Consider the following 25,729-nt stretch of genomic DNA (forward strand, 5'->3'; position numbering starts at 1 on the left):
AACTTTGAAACTATCCAAAAACAACAACTTATTATGACCGGAACTTTAAATAAAGTAATCTTAATTGGCCATTTAGGCGATGATGTAAAAATGCATTATTTTGACGGAGGTAACTGCATTGGCAGGTTTCCATTGGCAACAAACGAAGTTTACATTAACAAAACCACCAACGAAAAAATTACCTCTACCGAATGGCATAACCTAGTTGTGCGAAATAAAGCAGCCGAAATATGTGAAAAATATTTGTCTAAAGGCGATAAAATCTATGTAGAAGGCCGAATTAAATCCAGACAATGGCAAGCGGAAGATGGACAAACTAAATATACCACAGAAATCCAAGTAACCGAATTTACCTTTTTAACTACCAAAAAAGAAACCGAATTAAATAAACAACAGGTTCCTTCGATGTCAGAATCAAATAAAAACACTAATTTTGATGCCCAAAGTGGTAGTGGTAATGCCGATGATTCCACTTATTAATGTTTAACTAATAATTTTTAACTTGGATTCAGACCCCGCGAGTTTGTTCGAATTTGTAGACACGAGTTTGCTCCTAGGTTTGTTAGGCATTCTTGTTTTACTTTTTTTTTCCGCTTTAATTTCAGGAGCAGAAGTAGCTCTTTTCTCATTATCACAAAAAGATATAGACGAGGCGACGCTTCAAAATCAGACCAAAGGAAACTTAATAGACGATTTACTTAAAAAACCCAAAAAATTATTGGCAACTTTATTGATTGCTAATAATTTTATCAATATTGCAATTGTTATTATTTTCTCTTTTATAAAAGAAGTTTTATTTGGGTCTATTGCCTTAGATTGGCTTCGTTTTATGGTAGAAGTTGGCGTGGTTACATTTCTGATTTTGCTTTTTGGCGAAGTTTTACCTAAAATTTACGCAAACAGAAATAACATTAAGTTTTCGAACATGATTGCTAAACCTGTAGCAATTCTTAATTTTTTACTGACTCCTATCAGTATGCCCATGCGTGGAATCATCATTTATTTTGAGCATAAACTGAGTAAGCAAAAATCAAATATTTCAGTAAACCAATTGTCACAAGCGTTAGAATTGACTTCTTCTGAAGATACTTCCGATGAAGAACAAAAAATACTAGAAGGTATTGTTTCTTTTGGAAATACCGATGCGAGTCAGGTAATGAACCCGCGAATTGATTTATTTGCGATAGGAACAGATGAGAAATTTAAGGACGTGCTTTCTAAAATAGTTGAAAAAGGGTTTTCTAGAATTCCAGTTTATCGAGACAATATTGATCAAATAGAAGGCGTTTTGTATGTTAAAGATTTACTTCCTCATATAGATAAACCCGATTTTGATTGGACAACTTTATTGCGAGAACCCTTTTTTGTACCTGAAAATAAAAAATTAGACAATTTATTAAAAGATTTTCAAGGCATGAAAAATCACTTAGCGATTGTGGTTGATGAATACGGCGGAACGTCTGGAATTATTACGTTAGAAGATATTATTGAAGAAATTGTAGGTGATATTAGCGATGAATTTGATGATGAAAATATTAGCTATTCTCGAATTGATGAGCGTAATTTTTTATTTGAAGGAAAAATTAATCTAAAAGATTTTTATCGAATCGTAGAAGTTGATGAGGACTTGTTTGAAAATAGAAAAGGCGAAGCAGAAACTTTAGCCGGATTTATTTTAGAAATATTAGGCACTTTTCCTAAAAAAGGACAAAAATTAAATTTTGATAAATGCCTTTTTACTATTGAAGCGGTTGATAAAAAACGCGTGAAACAAATTAAAGTAACTATCGATGCCTAAAGGAATTGTAACGCTAGGAATGGTTGTATTGTTAAGCCTATTTACGGCTTGCCAAGAAGAAGTCTTGCCTAAACCGACGGCTCTTTTGCGTTTGGATTATCCAGTTGCTACGTATATGGAATTTAATAGTCCGTGTCCGTTTGAATTTCAGTATAATGCCGATACTAAAGTAAAAGTGAAACAAGATTGTGGCGTAACGATTGCCTATCCAAAAATGAAAGCGACTGTTTATTTAACTTATCGACAAGTAAATAACAACATTGATGATTTATTAAAAGACGCTCAAAAATTGACGTTTGAGCACGTAATAAAAGCCGATGATATTGTAGAAATTCCGTTTATGAATCCTGAAAATAAAGTCTACGGAATGTTTTATGACTTAGGTGGAAATGCCGCTTCAAACACGCAATTTTATTTAACAGATAGCATTCAACATTTTGTAACGGGTTCGGTTTACTTTTATTCAAAACCTAATTATGATTCGATTATGCCGGCCTCCAGTTATATTAAAGATGATATGAAAACGTTGATGGAAACGATACGTTGGAAAGCCAAAAACTGATTAACAAAACAAAAATAAAGCTTACAGAGCATTTAGAAGTTGAAGCGAGTTCTGCTTGATAAACCCTTTATAATACAAAAAAAGAGCTCCTAAGAGCTCTTTTTATATATAAATTGGGTATTTAAAATTTACAAAGTCTCTGCTTTTTTAGAAGCACAACACCCTGCTTTTTTCTCTGTTCCGCAAGACTTTTTCTCGTCTGAAGTTTCACTTTCTTTAGCAGCTCCTTTTTTCTTTTTCTTTTTGTCTTTATTAAAAAGCATGGCCTGATCTGCACTGTTGTTCATGTCAAGCACTTTATAGGTTTTTCCATCTGCTGCTCCTTCTACTGTTTGAGTCAAAAGCTCTGGAGTGACTTTATTTGCATCATATTCTACCGTTGCTTTTTTAGCCTCAAAATCAACTTCTGCTTTTTGTACGCCTTCTAATTTTGCTAATTTTTTTTCAATGTGATTGGCACAGCCTACTTCGCAACTCATTCCTTCAATAGAGAAAGAAGCTGTGGCTAATTGTGCCGGTTGATCTTGTGTTTCTTCAGTAGTTGCCGATTCTTTGGTTTCTGCTGTTTCATTTTTACAACTTATCATTAAAAAAGAAGTTAAAGCAAATAGGGCAATTGTTTTAGTGATTTTCATATCGTTTTATTTAAAAATTAAGTTCTAAAAAGGTAATTTTGAATTCATTACAAAAATAACAAATTTTATCTTTCTAATTGCGAAATTTAACGGAGTTTTGTGGCAGATTTAATACAGTATGGAAAATAAGCAATCGCGATTTGTATATTTAGTCATTTTGGCTCTCGTTTGGGGAAGTTCGTTCATTTTGATAAAAAGGGGCTTAGTGGGTTTGACCCCTTTTCAATTGGGTTCTTTACGCATTGTTTTTGCAGCACTTTTTTTATTAATTATTGGTTTTAGAAGTATTCGCGAAATACAATTACGCCATTGGAAATACTTAGCTCTCACGGCTTTGTTTGGGACTTTTCTTCCTGTTTATTTGTTCTCGGTGGCACAAACTCAAATGAGCAGTTCGGTGAGTGCTATTTTAAACTCACTCACACCGTTAAATACCTTAATTCTTGGTATTTTACTCTTTAAAATTGATTTTCAAAAAAGACAAATTTATGGCGTAGTTATTGGTTTGGTTGGGAGTGCCTTACTGATTTTGAATGGAGCAGCCAACCATCCGGAACATGATTACTCTTATGCAGTTTTATTAATTATTGCTTCGATTTGCTATGCGTTAAATGTCAATTTTATTAAACTATATCTTTCTGACTTAAAACCGTTGAGTATAACTACAGGAAATTTTGTAGTTTTATTAGTGCCTGGTTTATTGGTTTTATATTTTTCTGGTTTTTTTGAAGCTGTTCAACACGAAGAAACACAACAAGTGATTGGTTATATTGCAATATTAGGAATAGTTGGAACTGCTATTGCAAATATTTTATTTTTTAAATTGATAAAAATCTCTTCGCCTGTTTTTGCGTCTTCGGTAACGTATTTAATTCCAGTCGTTGCCTTTTTTTGGGGATTGGTAGACAATGAAAGTTTAACGAATATTCAATTTCTTGGAGCCGCTATTATTTTAGTTGGAATTTACCTTTCGGCTAAAAAATAAAAAAGACTGCCCGAAGACAGTCTTTTATCAATGTGTTGTTCAAAAGATTATTTAAAATCTTCTGGTGTTACACCTTCATTTATTTTCACCTCAGAAGTGCTTAATTCTAAATCAACACCAATGTTTAAAAGAGTTTTAAAAGGTACTTTTACACCTTTTACTTCTTTATAATCAGAATAATAAGTCATTTGTGTCATTTTCTGACCGGCTTGTTCTAATTCTTTAGCTTCAGCTACTTTAAGTCCAGATTTAACATCAAAATAATAAGTTGTTTTTCCGTTTTTAATGGTATACGCATCTGAACCATTTACACTTTCGATATTGCCTAAGGCAAGCTCTTTGTTGTTAACTAAAGTCAGTTCTTCAAAAGGTATGGCACCCGCTTGCATGTCTTTTAAATCATCGCCAGTGATATCTTTTCGTTGACCTTGTTGAACGATATAACCTCCAGTTTCATTGATTACTTGTTTCATCATCGTGGTTCCCATGGCTTTCATTTCTACAACCATTTGATTGTTCGTGGTAACTTTAGAAGTCATTTCTAACGCCATTCCTTGAACCGTTCCACTAGATGTTGTAAAAATAGATTTTACATCCGCTACCGCTTTTTGCCCACCAATTGCAGCAAGGTATTTTTCTAAAACCGATTTAGCTGTGACACTAGCATCAACTGTTTTTTCAACCGGTTTTTCAACCTTGTTTCCGTATTTATCAAAATAGAAAATTGGAATTTTAGTTTTTTCTAATCCCGGTAAAACTTCAGAACCTTTGCTCACAATTACAATACGTAGATTATCCGCTAAGAAATATTTTTTAGCAACTCGCAAAACGTCATCTGCAGTGACGGCATTGATGTTTTTTATGTAGTTTTCAAAAAAGTCAGCAGATAAACTTTGCGTTTTAGTTTGCAAAGCATAACGAGCAACGGTTGCTGGTTGTTCGATATCCATGACGAATTTACCAATGTATCCCGCTTTTACATTTTTCAGGGTAATGTCTGTTACTTTTTCCGTTTTAATACGTTTGATTTCTTTTAAAATTTCAACAACGGCACTATCGGTAACCGCATTTCTAACTTGTGTAGAAGCAGAAAAATTACCCACATATTTATTTCCGCGTAAGCTAGAACGAGCACCATATGTCCATCCATGAGCTTCTCTTAAGTTCATGTTTAAATAACTATTAAAATCGCCCCCTAAAATTTGATTGGCCACTAAAGCGGCAAAATAATCTTTATCGGTCATTTTTAGTTTAGTGATGTGTACCGCTGCAATTTCAGATTGTACGGCATTAGGAGCGTCTACAAAATTGATTTGAGTATATTGTACATCGATAGGATCATTAAAAGAAACAGTAGGCGAAGTAGCTTTTTTCCATGGACCAAATAATTCAGAAACACTCGCTTTTACTTCTTCAAATTTTACATCGCCAACAATCACCAAATAGGCGTTTTGAGGGGTATAATAGGAAGTGTAATTTTGAACGACATCGTTTAGTGAAATAGCGTTAATCGTTTCATTGCTAATATATTCACCGTTTGGATGGTTTTTTCCATACGCTAAAACACGCTCCACTCTTCTAGCAATAGAAGGCACACTTTTTTCTTCTGATTTGATTCCTTCGATAAATTTTGCCTTTTCTTTATCAAATTCTTCTTGTGTAAAAACAGGGTTGATGGCCCCATCGGCCATTAATTCCATAATTCGTTTAGAATATTTAGATAAACCGCTTGCACTGGCACCATTAGCACCAAAATTAATAGAAGCACCTAAAAAATCTACTTCTTCGTTAAAATCATCTTTAGAAATGGTTGTAGTTCCATTTCCTAAAAGACTACTCATCATGTCTGAAACACCTTTGATATTTCCTTCCACATAAGGAGCGTTATCAATAGTTAAGTTATAAGAAACCCGTGGAAGTTTGTGGTTTTCTACGACCAACACTTTTAAACCGTTTGGCAATTCAAAGGTTTGAGGTTTTCCAATATTAATTTTAGGAGCTGGTCCTGGTTTTGGTTGAGGTCTATCTTGTGCTTGCATAGTAAAAGTTAAAAACAAGCTCGTGGCTAAAATGGCTATTTTTTTCATGATTTATATCTTAATTTTGAGCTTTATCCGATTTTGGAGCGTAGTCCAATAATAAACGTTGGTTTGGGTTGAGGTATTTTTTGGCAGCCTCTCTAATATCTTCTCTGGTGATAGAACGGTAAATATCAATTTCGGTATTGATTAAATTCACATCGCCATACAATAAATAATAAGTTGCTAAATTACCAGCAATTCCTTCTACCGAAGCATTGGTGTCTACATACTGACTTTCGTAAATATTTTGTAATTTCTGATATTCTTTTTCTGAGATTAATTCAGTTTGTAAGCGTACGATTTCTTCGTCAATTTCTGTAATTAAACTTTCTGGTTCAATCCCGCCCATCGGAAGTCCATACATAATATACATGCCGTAATCTTCTTGGCTAAAGTTAAACGCTCCAATTTGAAGAGCCATTTTTTTATCGTCGACTAATTTTTTATAAAGTCTTGATGATTTTCCTTCAGAAAGAATGGTTGAAATCATATCTAAAACTCGCGCATCTCTTGTTTTCATAGAAGGTGTCCGATAAGAAGCCACTATCATTGGAATTTGAATATTCGGGTCTTCATATTTCGCCTTGATGGTTTGCGTAATGGGAGCTTCTTCTGCTTTTACCCTAACCACTGGCGTTCCTTTTGCAATTGGTCCAAAGTATTTTTGAATCCATTCTTTGGCTTTAGCCGATTCAAATTGACCTGCAACCACTAAAACGGCATTATTTGGGATGTAGAATTTTTTATTAAAATCTTGAAATTCTTTTAAAGTAGCAGCATCTAAATGTTCCATAGAACCAATTGGTGCCCAACGATAAGGATGATTTGTAAACATGTTGAGTTTTACTTCGGTAATCAGGTTGCCGTACGGCTGATTGTCCATGCGTAATCTTTTTTCTTCTTTCACCACTTCATTTTGCGTATCAACTCCAATTTGGTTAATTACGGGGTGCATCAAACGTTCTGATTCCATCCATAATCCCAATTCTAAATTATTAGAAGGAAAAATTTCATAATAATACGTTCGGTCGTCTGAGGTGTTTGCATTGTTGGTTCCGCCATTTCCGGTTACGATTTTAAACCATTCGCCGCGGTCAATGTTTTTGGTGCCTTCGAATAATAAATGTTCAAAAAAGTGAGCAAAACCAGTCCGTTCCGGATTTTCATCTTTCGCTCCTACATGATACATTACCGAAGTAATGACAACAGGTGCAGAATTATCTTGATGTAAAATCACGTGTAGTCCATTGTCTAACGTGTACTCTTCAAAAGCAACTTTTTGGGCAGAAATCGTTCCTCCAAGCATAAGTAGTGTGCTAAAAGTTAATATTGATTTTTTCATAAATAAAGGATAATTAATATTTGCATCATTAATAAGTCGCAATTTCGCAATTTTGTTACAGTTTTGCTAAAATATTTGCATAATATTATAGGTGTGGATATAAATCATATGCTAAAACATTTATTTTTTGTTTTGAGTTGTGTGATTAAGAATAAGTTGTATATTTGCAACCTTAAAATTTAACTAAAAACAGTATTGTTATGTACGCAATCGTAGAGATAGCAGGGCAACAATTTAAAGTTAGCAAAGACCAAAAAGTATTTGTTCACCGTTTAGCAGCAGAAGAAGGAAACAAAGTTTCTTTTGACAAAGTAATGTTGTTAGATGATAATGGAACAATTACTATAGGCGCCCCCGCTATAGAAGGTGCTTCAGTAGAAGCCAAAGTGTTACAACACTTAAAAGGTGATAAAGTTATCGTTTTCAAAAAGAAAAGAAGAAAAGGATACAAAAAGAAAAATGGTCACAGACAATCTTTTACACAAATTGTAATTGAAAGTATTGCTGCAACAGGTTCTAAGAAAGCTGCTGCAAAATCTGAAGCTCCAAAAGCGAAAGCGGCTGCTAAAGGTGACGATTTAAAATTAATTGAAGGAGTTGGACCTGTTGCTGCAGATGTTTTAGCTGCTGCTGGAATAACTACTTTTGCTAAATTAGCAAAAACGAGTGCAGACGATGTGAAAACTATATTAGAAGCATCTGACGCTAAAGTATCACATTTAGATCCAACTACTTGGGCTCAACAAGCACAATTAGCTGCGGATGGTAAAATGGATGAATTAAAAAAATTACAAGACGAATTAAACGGCGGTAGAGCAGTTTAAGGGCTATTAACTATAAAATTTAAACATCATGGCTCACAAGAAAGGTGTCGGTAGTTCCAAGAATGGTAGAGAATCAGAATCGAAACGTTTAGGCGTTAAGATTTATGGTGGTCAAGCTGCTATCGCAGGAAATATCATTGTAAGACAAAGAGGTTCAAAACACAATCCAGGGGATAACGTTTATATCAGTAAAGATCATACGTTACACGCAAGAGTGGATGGTGTTGTGAAGTTTCAGAAAAAAGGAGATAACAAATCTTTTGTATCTGTAATTCCTTTTGAAGCATAATTCACAAGGATTTTCAAAAAAATATAAAAACCCATTTCGAAAAGAAGTGGGTTTTTTTATGCATATTTATGATTATAATATAGTCTTATAACAAATTTGAATTTTAATCTATTTTATAAATTTTGCTTAATTTTTTCCAATTCATCTTTGTTAAAAAAATATAAGTCCCCTAAGTATTCTTTTTGTTTGCTAAGGGTAGCAACTCCTTGTAAATCATTTTCAAAGTAACGAGAGTATTTATTCCTGTTGTTACTTTCATAAAATTCATTGTCTATTGAGAATAAAGGGCTTGAAAAATTAATTCTTTATTCAGTAGTTTCATTTAAATTAGCGTATCCATCCATGACAAGAAATAATTTATAACCATTAGTTTTGGCATAATTTTCATAAACATACATCGGATTGCAAGAATCAGAAGTACATCCGTTTTTAAAAATATAAACCAACGATTTTTCATGTTTAGCCAATTCTACACGTAATTGTCGACCGTTTATTTTGTAAATTTTGTCAACGTTTAAATTGTTAAAACTTTCTAAGGGCACAATTGTTTGTTTTTCTTTCTTGCTTAATTTTCCGTAATCGTTGGTTAATCCTTGAATGCTGCAAGAAGCTAGAAAAAATAAAAGTAAGATCACACTACTGTTTTGTTTTTTCATGGTCGTGATTTTTTGTAAATATAAAAAAACCCTCACTTTTCAGCAAGGGCTTCAGTATTTCTATTCAATTGATGAACTAGTATCTGTAGTATTCCGGTTTGTATGGGCCTTGAACATCAACGCCAATATAAGCTGCTTGCTCATCATTTAACGTTTCCAATTCAACACCTAATTTAGCTAAGTGTAAAGCCGCTACTTTTTCATCTAAATGCTTCGGTAACATATATACTTCATTCTTGTATGCCGAACTGTTCGTCCATAATTCAATTTGAGCTAAGGTTTGGTTTGTAAATGAATTACTCATTACAAAACTTGGGTGGCCTGTGGCACAACCTAAGTTCACCAAGCGACCTTCAGCTAAAATGAGTATGTCTTTTCCATCAATGGTATATTTGTCAACTTGTGGTTTGATTTCATCTTTGCTAGCACCATGATTCTTGTTCAACCAAGCCATGTCAATTTCATTATCAAAATGACCGATATTACAAACGATGGTTTTATCTTTCATTGCTTCAAAATGCTTTCCAACCACAATATCTTTATTCCCCGTAGTTGTAATCACGATATCTGCATTGCCAACAACCGTGTCTAATCGTTTAACTTCAAAACCGTCCATGGCTGCTTGTAAAGCACAAATCGGGTCAATTTCAGTAACAGTTACAATAGAACCAGCTCCTCTAAAGGAAGCCGCCGTTCCTTTTCCTACATCGCCATATCCACAAACCACGACTCTTTTACCTGCTAACATAATATCTGTTGCACGACGAACCGCATCAACAGCAGATTCTTTACATCCGTATTTGTTGTCAAATTTTGATTTCGTAACCGAATCATTTACGTTAATAGCGGGCATGAATAAAGTTCCGTTTTTCATACGTTCGTATAAACGGTGAACCCCAGTAGTTGTTTCTTCTGATAAACCTTTAATTCCTGCAATTAATTCCGGATAACGGTCAAAAACCATGTTGGTCAAATCACCACCATCATCTAAAATCATGTTTAATGGTTTTCTGTCTTCTCCAAAAAACAAGGTTTGTTCAATGCACCAATCAAAGTCTTCTTCATTCAATCCTTTCCAAGCATATACTTGAATTCCAGCCGCAGCAATTGCAGCCGCAGCTTGATCTTGTGTTGAAAAAATATTACAAGAACTCCACGTTACTTCTGCACCCAAAGCAATTAAGGTTTCAATTAAAACCGCTGTTTGAATGGTCATGTGTAAACATCCAGCAATTCGAGCTCCTTTTAAAGGTTTGCTATCGCCATGTTCTTTGCGAAGTGCCATTAATCCTGGCATTTCGGCTTCGGCCAATTCAATTTCTTTTCTTCCCCAGGCGGCCAAAGAAATGTCTTTCACTTTGAACGCAACAAATGGTATTGTTTGTGTACTCATGTATAAAATAGTTATATTAGCTAAAATTTTTGGCAAAATTACGCAATTCAAGAGGATTTAGAAAGCCTTTTCGGTTTTTTTGTGATTTGTTTAGGATGCTAAAGTTTTGATAAACAATTTGATATCGAACTATAAAAGATGCCTTTTTATAAAAAAATAGAAATTGATTCGAAAACGACAACTCTAGTTTGGAAGATTACCGAAACTTTTTCGGATTTATTCCAGGCGGTTTCTCTAAAAGATACTTCTCTGGCTCGTTTAGAAGGAATGAAATCTGAAAGTCATCAAAATGGATTTTTAGCGGTACGAATGCTTTTGCAACAAGCGGGTTATACCGATTTTGATTTGTTTTATGATGCATTTGGAAAGCCTCATTTGAAAGATGGTACGCGAATTTCAATTTCACATTCGCATGATTTTTCAGTATTGGTCTTGTCGGATAAAAATATAGGAATCGATTTAGAATTGCGACGTGAATTAGTGATAAAAATCGCTCGAAAATTCGCCGCAGAAGAATTTGTGTTTCAAGCAGAACATGATTCAACTGATTTTATGCGTAAACTTACCGTAATTTGGGGTGTGAAAGAAGCCGTATTCAAAGTACGAAATGAAGTAGGAATTAGTTTTAAAGACCATGTTTTTGTTCGGCCATTTGAAATAGAAGATAAAAAAACAACGGCTTTATTAGATTTTAATGGGGTTAAACAAGAATTTATAGTTTACTTTACCGAAATAGAATCATATACCTTAGTTTGGCTATGGGAAACCCAAGAATAAAAAACATCTACCACGAAATAGGTCTAGCCAAAACTAGAAATCAAAAATTAATTGCCATTTTAATTGACCCCGATGAGATTGATGTTGATGGACTACAGAAACTTATACCTCAAATTAGTAACTCACCAGCAACCCATATTTTGGTAGGTGGTAGTATTGTAGAAACCAATCACATTGATGCGATTGTTCAATTTTTAAAAGCAAAACTTTCGTTGCCAATTCTACTTTTTCCTGGACATCCTTCGCAAATTTCTGTGCATGCCGATGGCATTTTGTTTTTAAGTTTACTTTCTGGAAGAAATCCCGATTACCTCATTGAACACCAAGTCAATGCTGTGCCTTTATTGAAAGACACTACTTTAGAAATCATTCCAACCGCTTATATTTTAATAGAAAGTGGGTGTGAAACGGCCGTTGAGCGGGTTAGTCAGACCAAACCATTAGACCGAAATAACAGTGATTATATTTGTCAAACAGCTCTTGCGGGACAATATTTAGGAAATAAATTAATTTATTTGGAAGCAGGTAGCGGAGCCATACAGGCTGTTCCGTTAGAAACAATTAAAAAAGTAGCGGACGCAATTTCTACCCCTCTTTTGGTTGGTGGCGGAATTCGAACGCAAAAGGGCATTCAAGAAGCATTCGAAGCAGGTGCCGATTTAGTCGTAATTGGAACTGCATTTGAACATGACCCTCATTTTTTTGAACATGATTGACTTTCTTTTTTCGCAATATGACACCTATTCTTTAACACACATTGTGTTGGAAATTATTGCGGTACTATTTGGTCTTGCAAGCGTTTGGTTTGCCAAAAACGATTCTATTTGGGTGTTTCCCACGGGAATTGTAAGCACTACCATTTATATTTATTTACTTTGGCAGTGGGGATTAGTAGGCGATATGTCGATTAATTTTTACTACTCTATCATGAGCATATATGGCTGGTATTATTGGACCCGAAAAAAAGATAATCAAACGGAATTTCCAATTGCTAAAATAACCGTAGTTGAAAAAAAATGGGTGGTTATAATTTTTATACTTACTTCAATTGGAGTAGTGTTATTGTATCGGTTTTTTGATAAATTTGTCCATTGGACGGCCTATGTAGATACGTTTACAACCGGATTATTTTTTGTTGGAATGTGGCTCATGGCCAAACGTAAAATTGAACATTGGCTATTTTGGATAGTAGGCGATATTATTTCAGTACCTTTATATTTTAGTAAAGGGTATACTTTTACTAGCGTTCAATACTTAATTTTTACTATTATTGCCTTTTATGGTTATATCGAATGGAAGAAAATCTTAAACAACAATCCTCAAGTATCCTGAAAATTACGCTTTACGGACCAGAAAGCACCGGAAAGACAACCTTGGCAAAACAACTTGCGGAACATTATAAAACAGTCTGGATTCCTGAATTTGCAAGAGAATATCTGCAAGATAAATGGAACAAATCTCAGCAAATTTGTGAAGAACACGATTTGATGCCCATTGCTATCGGACAAACAAAAATAGAAAATGAAGCACTGGAAAAAGCAAATAAAATTTTGTTTTCCGACACGTGTTTGATGGTAACCAAAGTCTTTTCGGATATTTACTATGAGCAAACCAATCCTGTTTTAGAAAAAGCAGCCAAAAAACACAAATACGATTTGTTTATTCTAACCGATGTCGATGTGCCGTGGGAGAAAGATGATTTGCGAGATGCACCGACCAATCGAAAAGCAATTTTTGATAGATTTGAACAAGCCTTAATTCAATATAACAAACCGTATCTAACCGTATCGGGTTCTAAAGAAAAGCGTCTTCAAAAAGCAATTAGTTGGATAGATAGTTTGATTGAATGCAAAGCAAATGGATTTAATTCTTTTGATTTTATTCAATTCCAACAACGAAACATGTCGTTAGATAAAATTCAAGGTCAAATTAATTATCTCAAACAAGGAATTCCTAAAATCAATTTAGATCGAGTAGCCAAAAGAGGTGATGGTATCACAGCCTTATCTGAAGAAGAAGCGATTTATTATGCCAATTTTTTTGATGATAAAAAAGGGCAATTACAACTAAAAAAATTTGTTCCCGCTTCGGGTGCCGCTACCCGAATGTTTAAGTTTTTAAGTGATTTTTTACATGATTTTAAATTAGGCGAAGAATCTATCAATGCTTATATCAATAGAAAAAAAGCCAGGAATTTATCTTTGTTTTTAATTGGCATTGAAAAACTTCCCTTTTATGAAACAGTTTTAAATCGAGTAAAAGAAATTTTTACCGAATATGATTCGTGGGGATATGACAGTAAAATGTTTGCTTTTATTAAAATAATGTTGGCAAAAAACGAGTTTGATTTTGCTAATAAACCAAAAGGAGTTTTGCCATTTCACCATTATGATACACATTGTGCTTCGCCCATTGAAGAACATTTAAGAGAGGCGGTTTCCTATGCCAGTTCTAATAAAAAAGCTAGAATTCATTTTACGGTTTCTAAAGAGCATCAGTATGATTTTGAAGCGATTATTGACAAAGTAAAGCCTGCCATTGAAGCGGAACACGAAATGGATATCACGGTCAATTATTCCTATCAAAATGAAGCAACCGATAGTGTTGCCTTACATTTAGATAACGAACTTTTTCGAGACGAAAATGAACTGTTATTGTTTAGACCCGGAGGACATGGAGCCTTAATTGAAAATTTAAATAGGTTAACTGCTGACGTTATTTTTATTAAAAACATTGATAACGTCATTCAAAATCACTTAAACGAAATTAGTCTATATAAAAAAGCATTAGCGGGTATCCTATTAGATAAACAACAACAGATTTTCAATTACTTACGTTTGCTAGAATCGAAAGAAGTAAATAAAGAGTTGTTACAAGAAATCGTGTTGTTTATTGAAACCAAACTCCATTTTGAAGTCGTAGAAGATTTGTCGAAATATACCAAAGAAAGTAAAATTGATTATCTCATTAATTACTTAAACCGACCTATTCGTGTTTGCGGGATGGTTAAAAATGAAGGAGAACCTGGCGGCGGCCCATTTTGGGTACGCGATAAAAAAGGGCTGGTTTTTTTACAGATTGTGGAAGCATCGCAAATTGATGATAAAGACACTAATCAAATGAAAATTTTAGAGAGTGCAACCCATTTCAATCCAGTAGATTTGGTATGCGGAATTAAAAATTTTAAAGGAACTAATTTTGATTTGACTAATTTCATCGACCCGTCAAGCGGATTTATTGTGCATAAAAATAAAGGTGGAAAAGAACTAAAAGCCTATGAACTACCTGGACTATGGAACGGGGCAATGGCAAAGTGGTTGTCTGTCTTTGTAGAAGTGCCATTAATTACGTTTAATCCTGTAAAAACGGTGAATGATTTATTAAAAACGGCTCATCAACCCAAATAATGGAAGCTGAAAGAATCATATCAGAACTACAATTCAAAGCCGTGCGAAGTAGCGGAGCTGGTGGACAAAATGTAAATAAAGTTTCGTCTAAAGTGGTACTGACTTTCAATTTGGTAGCTTCTCAATCTTTAACGGATGAAGAAAAATTACTGCTTTCCGATAAATTAAAAACGAAATTGACCTCTGAAGGGCTTTTGATTTTAACTTGTGGCGAAGACCGGAGTCAACTCAAAAATAAAGAAATAATTACCAAACGTTTTTTAAAATTGATTGAAAACGGATTAATTGTACCCAAAAAACGAAAAGCCACAAAAATTCCACGTTCCGTAATCGAAAAAAGATTAAAATCAAAACGAACAACTTCCGAACGGAAACAAAATAGAAAACGACCAGATGTTTAAAAGGTATTAGTAAGTAGGTTGTAGTTCTTTACTTTTGAGTTGAATTTGCTTTTTGTTATTGAGCTTGCTTTTTTATTGAAATTGAAATTTATTTCTATCTTTGCCCCGTCTCAAAGGGGTGCTCTAAAAAACGAGCTGAGATCATACCCAACGAACCTAGAACAGGTAATGCTGTTTAGGGAAAAGACAAAAAAGTAAATGTGCACGTTTATTTGGATGTCAAGAGTATCAATTTTAATTTTTAACCAAGAATAATTACCCCTTTTATTCGTAATCTTTTTACGAATGAAAACTTTATTCACAATTGGCTCAAATGCCACCAACATCAAAGGCAGGACTTGCTTGACAAGTTTGTTGCTTATTTCCTTATCTGGATTTGCTCAGGAAAAAGTAGCAGACACCACTAAAATCAAAGAAATCGCTCTCGATGAAGTATTGATTTCTTCCATCCGAGTTACAGCCCAATCACCCATTACGTTTTCTAACTTACGTAAAGAAGAATTTGAATCGCGAAATCTCGGGCAGGACATTCCGATGATGATGAATTTTCTGCCTTCTGTGGTAACCACAACCGATGCTGGTGCTGGAATTGGCTATACTGGAATTCGCGTTCGTGGTTCAGATGCTACTCGTGTCAATGTTACTATCAACGGAATTCCGTATAACGACTCTGAAAGTCAGGGCACTTTTTGGGTAAACATGCCTGATTTTGCTAGTTCAACCGAAAGTTTGCAATTGCAACGTGGTGTTGGAACGTCAACCAATGGAGCAGGTGCTTTTGGAGCCAGCTTAAATGTATTAACTGATTCCTATTCGCAAGAAGCAAATGGCGAAATTTCAAATTCGTTCGGAAGTTTTAATTCGCGAAAGCATACCGTAAAATTTAGTACAGGCTTAATGAACGAGCAGTTTGAATTGGCTGGAAGATTGTCTGCAATAAATTCAGATGGCTATGTTGATCGAGCTTCTTCTGATTTGAAATCGTATTTTTTGCAAGGAACATATGTTGGAAAATCAACTTTAATTAAAGCCATAACTTTTGGCGGAAAACAAACAACGTATCAAGCTTGGAATGGAATTGATGCCACGACGTTAGTAGAGGATAGAACATATAATTCCGCAGGAGAGTTTACCGATGAGTTTGGAAATAAGCGTTATTATGATAACGAAACTGATAATTACCAACAAGACCATTACCAATTGCATTGGAATGAAAAAGTATCCGAAAAATGGAATACCAATCTCGCTTTTCATTATACCAAAGGAAAAGGATACTATGAAAATTACAAAGAAGATGCGGATATGGCTGACTATGGTTTATCGGCAGTTGATACAATTACTACCACAGATTTAGTTCGTCAAAAGTGGTTAGATAACGATTTTTATGGAACTACTTTTTCGGCTAATTATAAAGCGGATAAGCTAGATTTAATTTTAGGTGGAGCATGGAGTAGATATGAAGGGGCTCATTTCGGCAAAGTAATCTGGGCACGTTATGCTTCTACGTCAGAATTAGGAGATCATTATTATGACGATTTCTCAACCAAAAATGATGCTAATGTTTTTGTAAAAGCCAATTATCAATTGTTAGAAAAACTTAGTATTTACGGTGATGTTCAATATCGAAATGTACAATACAATGCAAATAGTTGGGAAACAGGTTTGGTGGATGACAATTTTAATTTCTTTAATCCAAAGGCGGGTCTTACTTATACATTTAATCAAAAAAATGCTTTGTATTTTTCTTATGCTAGAGCAAATCGAGAACCGAATAGAACAGATTACGAAGGAGGAAATGACGTAAAGCCAGAAAAACTAAATGACTACGAATTAGGATGGAGATTCAAATCTCAAAAAGTGCAAGTCAATTCTAACTTGTATTACATGAAATACAAAGATCAGCTAGTTTTGACAGGAGAATTGGATGATGTAGGAGCTTCAATACGTAAAAACAGTGGTGATAGCTATCGATTGGGAATAGAAGTTGATGCTAAAATTCAATTTGCAGAAAAATGGTTAATTTCTCCAAACGTTACGCTGAGCAGTAATAAAAATGTTGATTTTGTTTCTGATGCTAGTGGAAGTTTAGTGGTGTTAGGAGATACTAACATTGCCTATTCACCTAATTTTATAGCAGCAAATAGTTTATCTTTTGCTCCAATTGAATCATTCAGAGTAAGTTGGTTATCAAAATATGTGAGCGAACAATACTTGAATAATATAGACGATACGACTGGAAAACTGAAAGACTATTTTGTAAATGACTTTAACGCTTCTTATGAAATTAAAACCAATTCAATTTTCAAATCGATTGTAATCAATCTTTTGGTAAATAATATATTTGATGTTGATTATGTTTCCAACGGAGCCGATTATGGTGGCGGTTATGTGTATTATTATCCGCAAGCCGGAATTAACTTCTTAACTGGATTAACCTTATTATTCTAAAAAAAAAAACAAACCCTGATGAAATGTCAGGGTTTGTTTTTAATTATATACTCGAATAATCGGAAGATTAACTTCTACACGGTATCTTTTCATCGGATATTGCAACGAACCTAATCCGGTAAATAAGCTATATTGCTCTTCATCACAAGGGCAAACAGCATAAATTCCGCTTACGGCCATTGTGGAACAATTTGAAATTGGTTGATTTGGGCAAGCGGCATCATAGGCATAATAACCACTGCCGCTATTAAAAACAATAACCCCCTTTGCTCCCGCAATTCCTTGTGGGATATAAACGGCATTACTCGGAAATTGTAAACTGCTATACATCGGTAAATCCATGTTGATATCTACCGTAAAGGAATAATTTGGAATATACGGATTGTTATTATTGCTTCCGCCGCTATCACAACCGGCTAGAAATAAACTTAATAAAAAAACAAAAGCAATTTTTTTCATTTATATTGTATAATAGAATTACAAATTTAAGGGAATTCTAATTCATAATTGGGATAGTTGAATAATTTTTAGATTTAATTAAATAAATCATTATCTTTGTCATAAGAAATCCTCTCAAAGGGGATTTCTTTGTATTTTATATAAACGAGAAAAAAAAATTAAAGTATAAGGTAGTCTTTCTTTTTTAAAATTAGAAAATAAGGAATTATCAAAACAATAAACACATGAAGTTATGAGTACAATATCTTATTACACCGCAGAGGGTTTAAAAAAACTAAAAGAAGAATTAGAAAATTTAAAACATATTGAACGTCCAAAAGCGTCACAAGCTATTGCAGAAGCTCGAGACAAAGGCGATTTGTCTGAAAATGCAGAATATGATGCAGCCAAAGAAGCACAAGGATTATTAGAATTGCGAATTTCTAAAATGGAAGAAGTGTATTCTAATGCGAGATTAATTGACGAATCGCAATTAGACATGACAAAAGCCTTGGTTTTATCGAATGTAAAAATAAAAAACCAAGCGAATGGCATGGAAATGAAATACACGTTGGTTGCTGAAAGTGAGGCGGATTTAAAAGCAGGAAAAATATCAGTAACATCACCTATCGGAAAAGGTTTATTAGGAAAATCAGTAGGTGATATTGCCGAAATCACGGTGCCAAACGGTATCTTAAAATTTGAAATTTTAGAAATCTCGAGAGATTAATTCTGTAAAAAAATGGCGAGTATATTCACTAAAATTATCGAAGGAGAAATTCCGTGTTATAAAATAGCAGAAGACGACCAATTCATTGCTTTTTTAGATGTAAATCCGAATGCAGAAGGACATACTTTATGTGTTCCAAAGCAAGAAATCAATAAGATTTTTGATATGGACGAGGCCCATTATCTTCAATTAATGCAATTTTCTAGAAAAGTAGCCAAAGCTCTTGAAAAATCAGTGGATTGTAAACGAATTGGAATGAGCGTCATCGGCTTGGAAGTGCCACATGTGCACGTACATTTAATTCCGCTTACCGATATGGAAGACGCACGTTTTCAACGAAAAGTGAGTTTGTCTAAAGAAGCTTTTGAAGATATAGCAAACAAAATCAAATTAAATTTATAAATTAAAAATCCCGAGCTATCGGGATTTTTTTATTTCCTTTTTGTTAATTCTTTGGGAAAGGATTCTAAATTGTCAATTTTGATATTTATTGTCGTATCGATGATTCCCTTTTTTAAGAAAAAGATTTTTGAATTATCAAAAAGAGCATTGATGTTTTCATTTTTTTCAAAATAGACATTTTTTGCCGTTAAAAACTCTGATAAGTCGATTCTACTTGAACTTGCGGAAACAATAAATAGGCAAGTTGAATCAGTTAAACTCGATTCGATCGTTTTGGCAAAAAACTGATTGCATGAATGACAATTTTTATGTGTTAAAATAAACACTTTTGAATACTTTTCGCTTAAAGTCAATTTGTGGTTTTCAGACAAATAATCGCTTAATTCCTTGGTGCTTTTTTCTTTTTCAGAAAGTATTTTACCCTCGCAAGAAAGCAGCAATAAAAAGCAGCAATAAAAAGCAATTCTAGTTGTAAACATCAAATATTTTCTTGTCTTTTTCATCTTCATACCTATTTAAAACCAACAAACCTTTTTGTGTCGCAATGCAATAATACGGCGAATGGGTACCATAATCGAATTTAGTTTCTTTTACTTTTTTCAAATTTTTATCATACATTAAGATAGAAAAAGGTCTATATTTTATGTCTTGACCTTCTTTTTTGCTGAAATCGTGAGCAAGGATGACATAGAATAGTTCTTTTTTTTCGTTGTATAATAAATCAAAAATACTTGCCTCGGATTGTAGCTTTTGACTGCTTACTTTGCCAAATGCAGCATGATTATCTTTTGAGAGTTCAACAGGTTGAACACCAACAGTAGAATAGTCAGAAATCACTTTTATTTTATCAACAAGATCCATCGTTTTTTTATCTAACCGCAAGATTAAATTAGAGTAGTGACTAAAAAGAAGTAGTTCATCCTCAATTTCTCGGCAATAAAAGGCTTCTGAAAAAGCATACGGTTTTTGATGAAATTTTTTATAATTATTCTCTTTTGAAAAAGTTATTGAAATTGAGTCTGTCAAATAGTTATCTACAGCTATCAAATCAGGGTTTTTTAAAAATTGTTCGTAATAATATTTTCCACATTCTAAAGTGCCGACTTTATATTTTTCAAAATAATCATTAAAAGCATTATTATACCAAGAGCAATTGACGTGAATTTTTTTTGAAGAATAAGAAAAATTTGAAAGAGAGGAAAATCTAAACATAAAAAGATCACCCTTTTCATTTGCAGCGAACTTACTTAAATCGTTGTTTACTTTTATTTGTCCTCGCTTGTTAATAAGCACTATTTTTTCAGAACCAAAAACAACAATAGAATCCAAGTTACGAACAAAGATTGCTTCAATCTTTTGAATAATATTGCTAACTTCTTTTAGAGGAATCGAATCAACTTTGGCACCTTCTAAATCATAAAAAAATAATTTTTTCTGTGTATATGGCTCCGAAATGTAAAATAATTGCCTTTGTTTTGTGAAGTCGTAATAAATACCTCTAGAAATTCCACCAAATTCAAACGGAATGTCAAAAGTTATGGTTTGCGATATTTCTTTACTGTCCTGTTTCTTGCAAGAAGTAAAGACTAGCAAAATCAAGAGTAAAATAAATAGTTTTTTATTCATTTTTTTATAAGGCTCACTTACCTATTGGCAAATGAGCCATTTAAATATATTACTCAAAAATAGGATAAACTCTTTTGATATTTTTATTATTGTCTTCAAAAATAAAATAATGGTCTTTTGTTCCCACTTTAGTTTTGATTTTTAATACAAGATTTCCATTTGATGTTGCGTTGATTATATCTTGCTCAAAATAGTCCAATAAGTCACTAGTACGAACTGTAAATATTTCTTTCACAAGGTTAGAGTTTTCTTTCATTACTGCATCCATCAAAGGAAGGATTGTATTAGTAAATGAAACTTTGTTAGGAGTAACAATTACTTCTGGTAAACAATCAGTGGGAGGGCCCCAACACCCCCAAGTATTACCATCGTCGTGATACGTGGTTATTTTTCCGATAGCTACCCTCTCATTTAAGCCAGCTTGCTGTACTTCTGTCGTTTCGTCATTACTTTCACAATTGAAAAGAAAAAATGACATTGCCGAAATTAACATGATTTTTTTCATAATTAAATGTTTTTAAAATTAATAATATATTTACTTGCTTACAAATTTTTTAAAAACTAAATTTGTTTCCTATTCAATAATGAATATTAGTAATCTTATTCTGAATATAATACATTTTATTCAATGTCTATCGGCTTTAAAATTAAAAAGTTACGTGAAGAGAAGAAGCTGTCTCAGCCTGAGTTGGCAGATATTTTGATGATTTCTCAATCTAAACTCTCAAATATTGAAAATGGGCAGACAAAAAGCATTGATTTTTTGTTAATGGATAAAGTTTGTCATTATTTTGAAAAAGATTTTGAGTTTTTTATAGAAAATACCACCCAAATAAATAATATTAAAAAATTAGATGGCAGTATAAACAATCATGGTACCATCAATCTATTTCCAGAGGTAATAATTTCTGAGATAAGAAAATTAGTTGAAGATAATAAAGATAAAGAAAACCTCATTTTAGCTTTAAGAGAGGAAAACAAGAATTTAAGAAACGGTAAATAAAATTTTTCTAAAGCTTCCTAAAACCAACAACGATTAAATTTCTTTTTTTGATTTTATGCTTAAATTCGTATACGAAATAGGTTATTCTTTTATCAGTTTAATTGTTTTCTTTTGATTAGAAGTTCCTTCAATTGTCAATAAATACATTCCATTTGAAAGTGTTTCAAGATTAATTTCTTTGATACTTTCAGTAGCGTTTTTAGTTACGGATATTGTTTTGCCTAACAAATCTGTAACCGTAGCTTTTTCAACAAAACTAGCTGAAGAAATAGTAACCACATTAGTACAAGGGTTTGGATAAACGGAAGTATTGCTAAAACCTTCTTCTGCAATACTCAACGCACCAGTAATGTTAAACGGATGCGTTATCGTTTGACCTTGGTAGGTTGCTTGCCACTTCCACTCACCATTCATGTTGTAAACGCCAGAATAATACCAATACCAGTAGGACGCATAATAATTATCAGTAAAATTAAAATTAAAATTATATAAAATAGAATTATCAGGACGTATGATTTTAAGATTGATGGTAGTGCCAGCTACTTGGTCTCTCATGTAAATTCCAAAATAAACAGTATTGGCGGCATCAAAATCATTGCTTTCATTTGGGGTCTCAGTGGTTGGACAGTCAGGAAAAATAGGTGCTGCAGAATGTGTCAGTACAGCGTTGATGTTTGGATTGGAATACGGCTTTTGATTTTCCCACCAACTAGCTGCATTTAAATCGTTGCAAGCACCTGCATAAGGATCTATCAAAATGTCTTGTCCCGTTCCGTTCCATTCAACTTCAGAATAAACTTCAAAATGTAAATGAGGGCCTGTTGAGTTCCCTGAGCTTCCAACAATACCTAAAAACTCTCCTGCAACAACACTGTCGCCGACATTCTTAGTGGTCAATGAGTTTTGTTTCATATGGCCGTATAAGGCAACGCTTCCATCAGCATGCTGAATGTATACTGCATTCCATAGATTGTTATTGAAAGCACAACTTCTATCTAATTGTGCTCCTTGTTTAGCTATAATTTGTCCGGGTGCAGCAGCAATAATTTCAACTTCATTATTGTCCATCATTTTCCAAGTAAAAGGCCAAGTAAAAATATCAACGCCAAGATGATTGTAGCCAGCCGCTGTGTCATAGGTTTTGGTGCCGCAGTTATAGTCTGTTAATTGGTTCGGATAGGCTTCGTTATGATCCATATAGCCCGAAATCGACCACACGTCGTTATAAGTAACGCCAGCAGCCTTTTGGATTGGCCAAATAAATGATGGGTGTCCGCCCGCTATTTGGAGCAATGGATTAAACGCTAATTTGTCTTGAGCATTTAACTGTTGGATACCATTTTTTATTTCAACTTTAACCGCTACTCTTTGGGCGTCTGTCAAACAAGGTGAATGGCTTTCATTAAACTTATATTCGCCTCCACCGGCTGGAGTCAAATCTTGTGCTAAAGTTTCTACTGAAAAAACGAATGTAGAAACAATCAATAAAAGGAAAGTAAAGTGTGATTTCATAAATTAATATTTTAAAGGTTATACTATTACATCGATTTATTGTCAAAATGTGAGCAAAAAAAATAAAAATAAACAATAAAGAGTGTTAAAGCTATTGAGTATAAACACATAAACAGCTAAAAGACAGCATTTTATTGAATTAATTTTTAAACGAAAATAATTGAATAAAATAAATTCAGTAACCAACTTGGCGAAGTATTCTTCTGAAAAGCTCTTCCATTAGCTCTTCCTTTTCGGATTCCTTTGGATGATAATAAACTATGCCTTCTTAAAGCTAACCACCATCGTACTGCCTTTATTAATTTCGGAATGATGTACTTTAATTTTGCCTTTGTGGTATTCTTCCACAATTCGTTTGGTTAAAGAAAGGCCTAATCCCCAACCGCGTTTTTTGGTTGTAAATCCAGGTTCAAAAATCTTCTTAAATTGACTTTTCGGAATTCCTTTCCCGGAATCAGAGATATAAATTTTTACTTCTGATTCATCATCAATAATATTCAAGGATAATTTTCCGCGACCCTTCATGGCATCGATTGCATTTTTAACCAAATTTTCGATTGTCCAACTATGCAATGCTGCGTTAAAATTAACAAATACAGGATGTGAAGGCCCTAAAAATGTAAATTCTACCTGTTTAGAAAAACGTGATTTTAGATAATCATAAGATTGCTCCGTCTCAGAAACAAGATCTAATTTTTCTAAAATCGGTTCGGAGCCCACTTTTGAAAAGCGGTCCGTTATCGTTTGCAAACGCGAAATATCTTTTTCAATTTCAGAAATGGTACTTTGACTGACGTTTTCAGATTTTAAGATTTCTAACCAGCCAATTAAGGAAGATAACGGTGTGCCAATTTGATGAGCCGTTTCTTTGGCCATTCCAGCCCACAATTTATTTTGCGTTGCAATTTTAGAGGTTTGATAAAAATTGAAAACCAACATCCCAAAGAGAAAAATAATGAGTAATAATGCCAGCGGATAATACTTTAATTTGTTTAATAAAGAAGAATCACCATAATATAAATATTGAAATTTACCCGCTACATATTCCATCACAATGGGGTCATTTTCCTTTTTTAATTTTGATAAAACACTGCGGAGTTTTACAGAATCTGTTTCCTCATTTTCTTCTAAATTCGTGGTGTTAATGATTTTATCGTTTTCATCCGTCACAATTATTGGAATCGTAGTTGTATTACTGATGATTTTTAAAGGTAAACTAATATCGGCATCCACATCAGAAGTAAATACGTTGGTTTGGGCTTCTGCCCACAGTTCCATTTTTAATCGTTCATCTTGTTTGAAACGTTGAAAAAAAGTATACGTATTCCAAAGTATTAAGGAAACAATCACAAAAGAAGCTAAAATTAAAACCCAGCGTGTCGCATTTCGACTGTCGGAAAACTGCATAAAAATGTATTTACGATAAATGTACTAAAATCTACTCGGAAATTAAAAAATCAACTCGCAATTCCTTTTCCTTTTTATACATTTGTAAAAATATAAATCAGATGATTAGCATTTCGCCACAAGAAATTTCGCCTGTTCAATTACAAGGTTATTTGCAAAGTGCTGTTGGTCCACGACCCATTGCTTTTGCTAGTACGATAGATGAGGCCGGAAATCCTAATTTATCACCGTTTAGTTTTTTTAATGTGTTTAGTTCTAATCCACCGATTTTAATTTTTTCTCCTGCTCGACGCGTGCGAGACAATACGATAAAACACACCTTAATCAATTGTAAAACTACGCGAGAAGTGGTTATTAATGTGGTAAATTATGCTATTGTTCAGCAAGCGTCATTATCTAGTACAGAGTATGCAGATGGAGTGAATGAGTTTTTGAAATCGGGGTTAACCATGTTGCCTTCTGATGAGGTTGGTCCTTTTCGAGTGGCCGAAAGTCCGGTTCAATTTGAATGTAAAGTAAACGATATTATTAGTTTGGGTTCAGAAGGTGGAGCAGGGAATTTAATCATTTGTGAAGTAGTCAAATTACATATAGACGAACGTATTTTAGATAAAAATGGAAACATCGACCAGCATCAAATTGATTTAGTGTCAAGGATGGGAGGAAGTTGGTATTCGCGAGCTAATCAAGGTCTTTTTGAAATTCCAAAACCATTGGCAACCTTAGGAATTGGCGTAGATGAAATTCCGCTTTTTGTCAAAGAAAGTCCCGTTTTCGACGGGAACGATTTAGGGATGTTAGGCAATGTAGAAAGTTTGCCAACATTAGAAGAAATTGATATATTTGTAAAAGAAAATATTCAGGTGAAAGGGGTGTTGAGTTCGGCAGATGAAATGAAAGTGCATCATAAAGCCAAAGAATATTTATTAAAACAAGACGCTTTGTCGGCTTGGAAAGTACTATTAGCCAAACGAGTATAATATAAGCCAATTAATAATTTTAAAAATCAAGAG

27 protein-coding genes are annotated in these 25,729 nt (G+C 33.7%); 16 read left to right on the forward strand and 11 right to left on the reverse strand.

Translation table 11 applies throughout. The features are described 5' to 3' along the window. Nucleotides 1-33 precede the first annotated feature (33 nt). The 3 genes from ssb to gldD are packed head-to-tail and all read left to right on the forward strand — an operon-like array spanning nt 34 to nt 2,360. Nucleotides 34-480, forward strand: a complete 447-nt coding sequence (ssb, locus tag PHR76_RS04315) for a single-stranded DNA-binding protein (RefSeq protein WP_300058925.1) — start codon at nt 34-36, stop codon at nt 478-480. A gap of 22 nt (nt 481-502) precedes the next feature. Continuing rightward, the gene (gene gldE, locus PHR76_RS04320; protein WP_300058927.1) at nt 503-1,798 is read left to right on the forward strand and encodes a gliding motility-associated protein GldE; all 1,296 of its coding nucleotides are present in this window, start codon (nt 503-505) and stop codon (nt 1,796-1,798) included. Then, complete coding sequence (gene gldD, locus PHR76_RS04325; RefSeq protein ID WP_300058929.1) at nt 1,791-2,360, forward strand: gliding motility lipoprotein GldD; 570 nt, start codon at nt 1,791-1,793, stop codon at nt 2,358-2,360. The genes gldE and gldD overlap by 8 nt, the downstream gene beginning before the upstream one ends. Before the next feature lie 128 nt (nt 2,361-2,488). Here gldD and PHR76_RS04330 read toward each other — a convergent pair whose 3' ends face one another. Beyond that, complete coding sequence (locus PHR76_RS04330) at nt 2,489-2,995, reverse strand: cation transporter (protein ID WP_300058931.1); 507 nt, start codon at nt 2,993-2,995, stop codon at nt 2,489-2,491. Nucleotides 2,996-3,113: 118 nt separating this feature from the next. On the opposite strand from PHR76_RS04330, the gene PHR76_RS04335 reads away from it, so the two are divergent. Beyond that, nucleotides 3,114-3,980, forward strand: coding sequence for a DMT family transporter (locus tag PHR76_RS04335; protein ID WP_300058933.1), 867 nt, complete (start codon nt 3,114-3,116; stop codon nt 3,978-3,980). A 47-nt stretch (nt 3,981-4,027) separates the two neighbouring features. On the opposite strand, the gene PHR76_RS04340 is transcribed toward PHR76_RS04335, so the two are convergent. Together PHR76_RS04340 and PHR76_RS04345 are read right to left on the reverse strand one after the other, a co-directional pair. Continuing rightward, complete coding sequence (locus tag PHR76_RS04340; protein WP_300058935.1) at nt 4,028-6,067, reverse strand: pitrilysin family protein; 2,040 nt, start codon at nt 6,065-6,067, stop codon at nt 4,028-4,030. 10 nt (nt 6,068-6,077) lie between these two features. Continuing rightward, nucleotides 6,078-7,403 carry a pitrilysin family protein gene (locus PHR76_RS04345; protein WP_300058936.1) on the reverse strand — a complete coding sequence of 442 codons (1,326 nt, stop codon included), beginning with the start codon at nt 7,401-7,403 and terminating at the stop codon, nt 6,078-6,080. A 200-nt stretch (nt 7,404-7,603) separates the two neighbouring features. On the opposite strand from PHR76_RS04345, the gene rplU reads away from it, so the two are divergent. Together rplU and rpmA are read left to right on the forward strand one after the other, a co-directional pair. Beyond that, nucleotides 7,604-8,227, forward strand: a complete 624-nt coding sequence (gene rplU / locus PHR76_RS04350) for a 50S ribosomal protein L21 (protein ID WP_300058938.1) — start codon at nt 7,604-7,606, stop codon at nt 8,225-8,227. Nucleotides 8,228-8,255: 28 nt separating this feature from the next. After that, complete coding sequence (rpmA, locus tag PHR76_RS04355) at nt 8,256-8,516, forward strand: 50S ribosomal protein L27 (protein ID WP_290860439.1); 261 nt, start codon at nt 8,256-8,258, stop codon at nt 8,514-8,516. Nucleotides 8,517-8,821: 305 nt separating this feature from the next. Here rpmA and PHR76_RS04360 read toward each other — a convergent pair whose 3' ends face one another. Both PHR76_RS04360 and ahcY read right to left on the reverse strand, forming a co-directional pair. Beyond that, complete coding sequence (locus tag PHR76_RS04360; protein WP_300058942.1) at nt 8,822-9,172, reverse strand: hypothetical protein; 351 nt, start codon at nt 9,170-9,172, stop codon at nt 8,822-8,824. A gap of 76 nt (nt 9,173-9,248) precedes the next feature. Continuing rightward, the gene (gene ahcY, locus PHR76_RS04365) at nt 9,249-10,565 is read right to left on the reverse strand and encodes an adenosylhomocysteinase (protein ID WP_300058944.1); all 1,317 of its coding nucleotides are present in this window, start codon (nt 10,563-10,565) and stop codon (nt 9,249-9,251) included. Nucleotides 10,566-10,703: 138 nt separating this feature from the next. Here ahcY and PHR76_RS04370 point away from each other — a divergent pair, with 138 nt between their 5' ends. From PHR76_RS04370 to PHR76_RS04395, 6 genes are all read left to right on the forward strand, one after another. Next, the gene (locus PHR76_RS04370; protein ID WP_300058946.1) at nt 10,704-11,342 is read left to right on the forward strand and encodes a 4'-phosphopantetheinyl transferase superfamily protein; all 639 of its coding nucleotides are present in this window, start codon (nt 10,704-10,706) and stop codon (nt 11,340-11,342) included. Beyond that, nucleotides 11,324-12,058, forward strand: a complete 735-nt coding sequence (locus PHR76_RS04375; protein WP_300058948.1) for a geranylgeranylglyceryl/heptaprenylglyceryl phosphate synthase — start codon at nt 11,324-11,326, stop codon at nt 12,056-12,058. Before PHR76_RS04370 ends, PHR76_RS04375 begins: the two co-directional genes overlap by 19 nt. Further along, nucleotides 12,051-12,674, forward strand: coding sequence for a nicotinamide riboside transporter PnuC (gene pnuC / locus PHR76_RS04380; RefSeq protein ID WP_300058950.1), 624 nt, complete (start codon nt 12,051-12,053; stop codon nt 12,672-12,674). The genes PHR76_RS04375 and pnuC overlap by 8 nt, the downstream gene beginning before the upstream one ends. Further along, complete coding sequence (locus tag PHR76_RS04385) at nt 12,635-14,749, forward strand: DUF4301 family protein (RefSeq protein WP_300058952.1); 2,115 nt, start codon at nt 12,635-12,637, stop codon at nt 14,747-14,749. Before pnuC ends, PHR76_RS04385 begins: the two co-directional genes overlap by 40 nt. Then, nucleotides 14,749-15,150: an alternative ribosome rescue aminoacyl-tRNA hydrolase ArfB gene (gene arfB, locus PHR76_RS04390; RefSeq protein ID WP_300058954.1), complete on the forward strand. Its 402-nt coding sequence runs from the start codon at nt 14,749-14,751 to the stop codon at nt 15,148-15,150. The genes PHR76_RS04385 and arfB overlap by 1 nt, the downstream gene beginning before the upstream one ends. Before the next feature lie 285 nt (nt 15,151-15,435). Next, nucleotides 15,436-17,598 carry a TonB-dependent receptor gene (locus PHR76_RS04395; RefSeq protein ID WP_300058956.1) on the forward strand — a complete coding sequence of 721 codons (2,163 nt, stop codon included), beginning with the start codon at nt 15,436-15,438 and terminating at the stop codon, nt 17,596-17,598. 39 nt (nt 17,599-17,637) lie between these two features. Here PHR76_RS04395 and PHR76_RS04400 read toward each other — a convergent pair whose 3' ends face one another. After that, nucleotides 17,638-18,057, reverse strand: coding sequence for a hypothetical protein (locus PHR76_RS04400; protein WP_300058958.1), 420 nt, complete (start codon nt 18,055-18,057; stop codon nt 17,638-17,640). 232 nt (nt 18,058-18,289) lie between these two features. On the opposite strand from PHR76_RS04400, the gene greA reads away from it, so the two are divergent. After that, nucleotides 18,290-18,766 carry a transcription elongation factor GreA gene (gene greA, locus PHR76_RS04405; protein ID WP_300058960.1) on the forward strand — a complete coding sequence of 159 codons (477 nt, stop codon included), beginning with the start codon at nt 18,290-18,292 and terminating at the stop codon, nt 18,764-18,766. Between the two features lie 12 nt (nt 18,767-18,778). Further along, entirely contained in the window at nt 18,779-19,168 is a 390-nt protein-coding gene (locus PHR76_RS04410) for an HIT family protein (RefSeq protein ID WP_300058962.1), read from the forward strand. 29 nt (nt 19,169-19,197) lie between these two features. Here the strand turns inward: PHR76_RS04410 and PHR76_RS04415 are convergent, their stop codons facing one another. Genes PHR76_RS04415 through PHR76_RS04425 form a run of 3 tightly spaced genes read right to left on the reverse strand, consistent with a single transcriptional unit; the run spans nt 19,198 to nt 21,299 of the window. After that, complete coding sequence (locus PHR76_RS04415; protein WP_300058964.1) at nt 19,198-19,671, reverse strand: hypothetical protein; 474 nt, start codon at nt 19,669-19,671, stop codon at nt 19,198-19,200. Further along, nucleotides 19,634-20,794 (reverse strand): hypothetical protein, encoded by a 1,161-nt coding sequence (locus tag PHR76_RS04420; RefSeq protein WP_300058966.1) that lies wholly within the window; start codon nt 20,792-20,794, stop codon nt 19,634-19,636. The genes PHR76_RS04415 and PHR76_RS04420 overlap by 38 nt, the downstream gene beginning before the upstream one ends. Before the next feature lie 49 nt (nt 20,795-20,843). After that, nucleotides 20,844-21,299 (reverse strand): hypothetical protein, encoded by a 456-nt coding sequence (locus PHR76_RS04425; RefSeq protein WP_300058968.1) that lies wholly within the window; start codon nt 21,297-21,299, stop codon nt 20,844-20,846. 123 nt (nt 21,300-21,422) lie between these two features. Here PHR76_RS04425 and PHR76_RS04430 point away from each other — a divergent pair, with 123 nt between their 5' ends. Continuing rightward, entirely contained in the window at nt 21,423-21,797 is a 375-nt protein-coding gene (locus tag PHR76_RS04430) for a helix-turn-helix transcriptional regulator (protein ID WP_300058970.1), read from the forward strand. An 81-nt stretch (nt 21,798-21,878) separates the two neighbouring features. On the opposite strand, the gene PHR76_RS04435 is transcribed toward PHR76_RS04430, so the two are convergent. After that, a complete protein-coding gene (locus tag PHR76_RS04435) occupies nt 21,879-23,309 on the reverse strand; it encodes a peptidoglycan DD-metalloendopeptidase family protein (protein WP_300058972.1) in 1,431 nt (476 codons plus the stop codon). A 258-nt stretch (nt 23,310-23,567) separates the two neighbouring features. Further along, on the reverse strand, nt 23,568-24,716 hold the full coding sequence (locus PHR76_RS04440) for a HAMP domain-containing sensor histidine kinase (RefSeq protein WP_300058974.1): 1,149 nt from the start codon (nt 24,714-24,716) through the stop codon (nt 23,568-23,570). 101 nt (nt 24,717-24,817) lie between these two features. Between PHR76_RS04440 and PHR76_RS04445 the strand changes: the two genes are divergently transcribed. After that, entirely contained in the window at nt 24,818-25,696 is an 879-nt protein-coding gene (locus tag PHR76_RS04445) for a flavin reductase family protein (protein WP_300058976.1), read from the forward strand. The last annotated feature ends 33 nt before the right edge of the window (nt 25,697-25,729 follow it).

It is taken from the genome of Flavobacterium sp. (assembly GCF_028689845.1).
In the GTDB taxonomy this organism is placed as follows: domain Bacteria; phylum Bacteroidota; class Bacteroidia; order Flavobacteriales; family Flavobacteriaceae; genus Flavobacterium.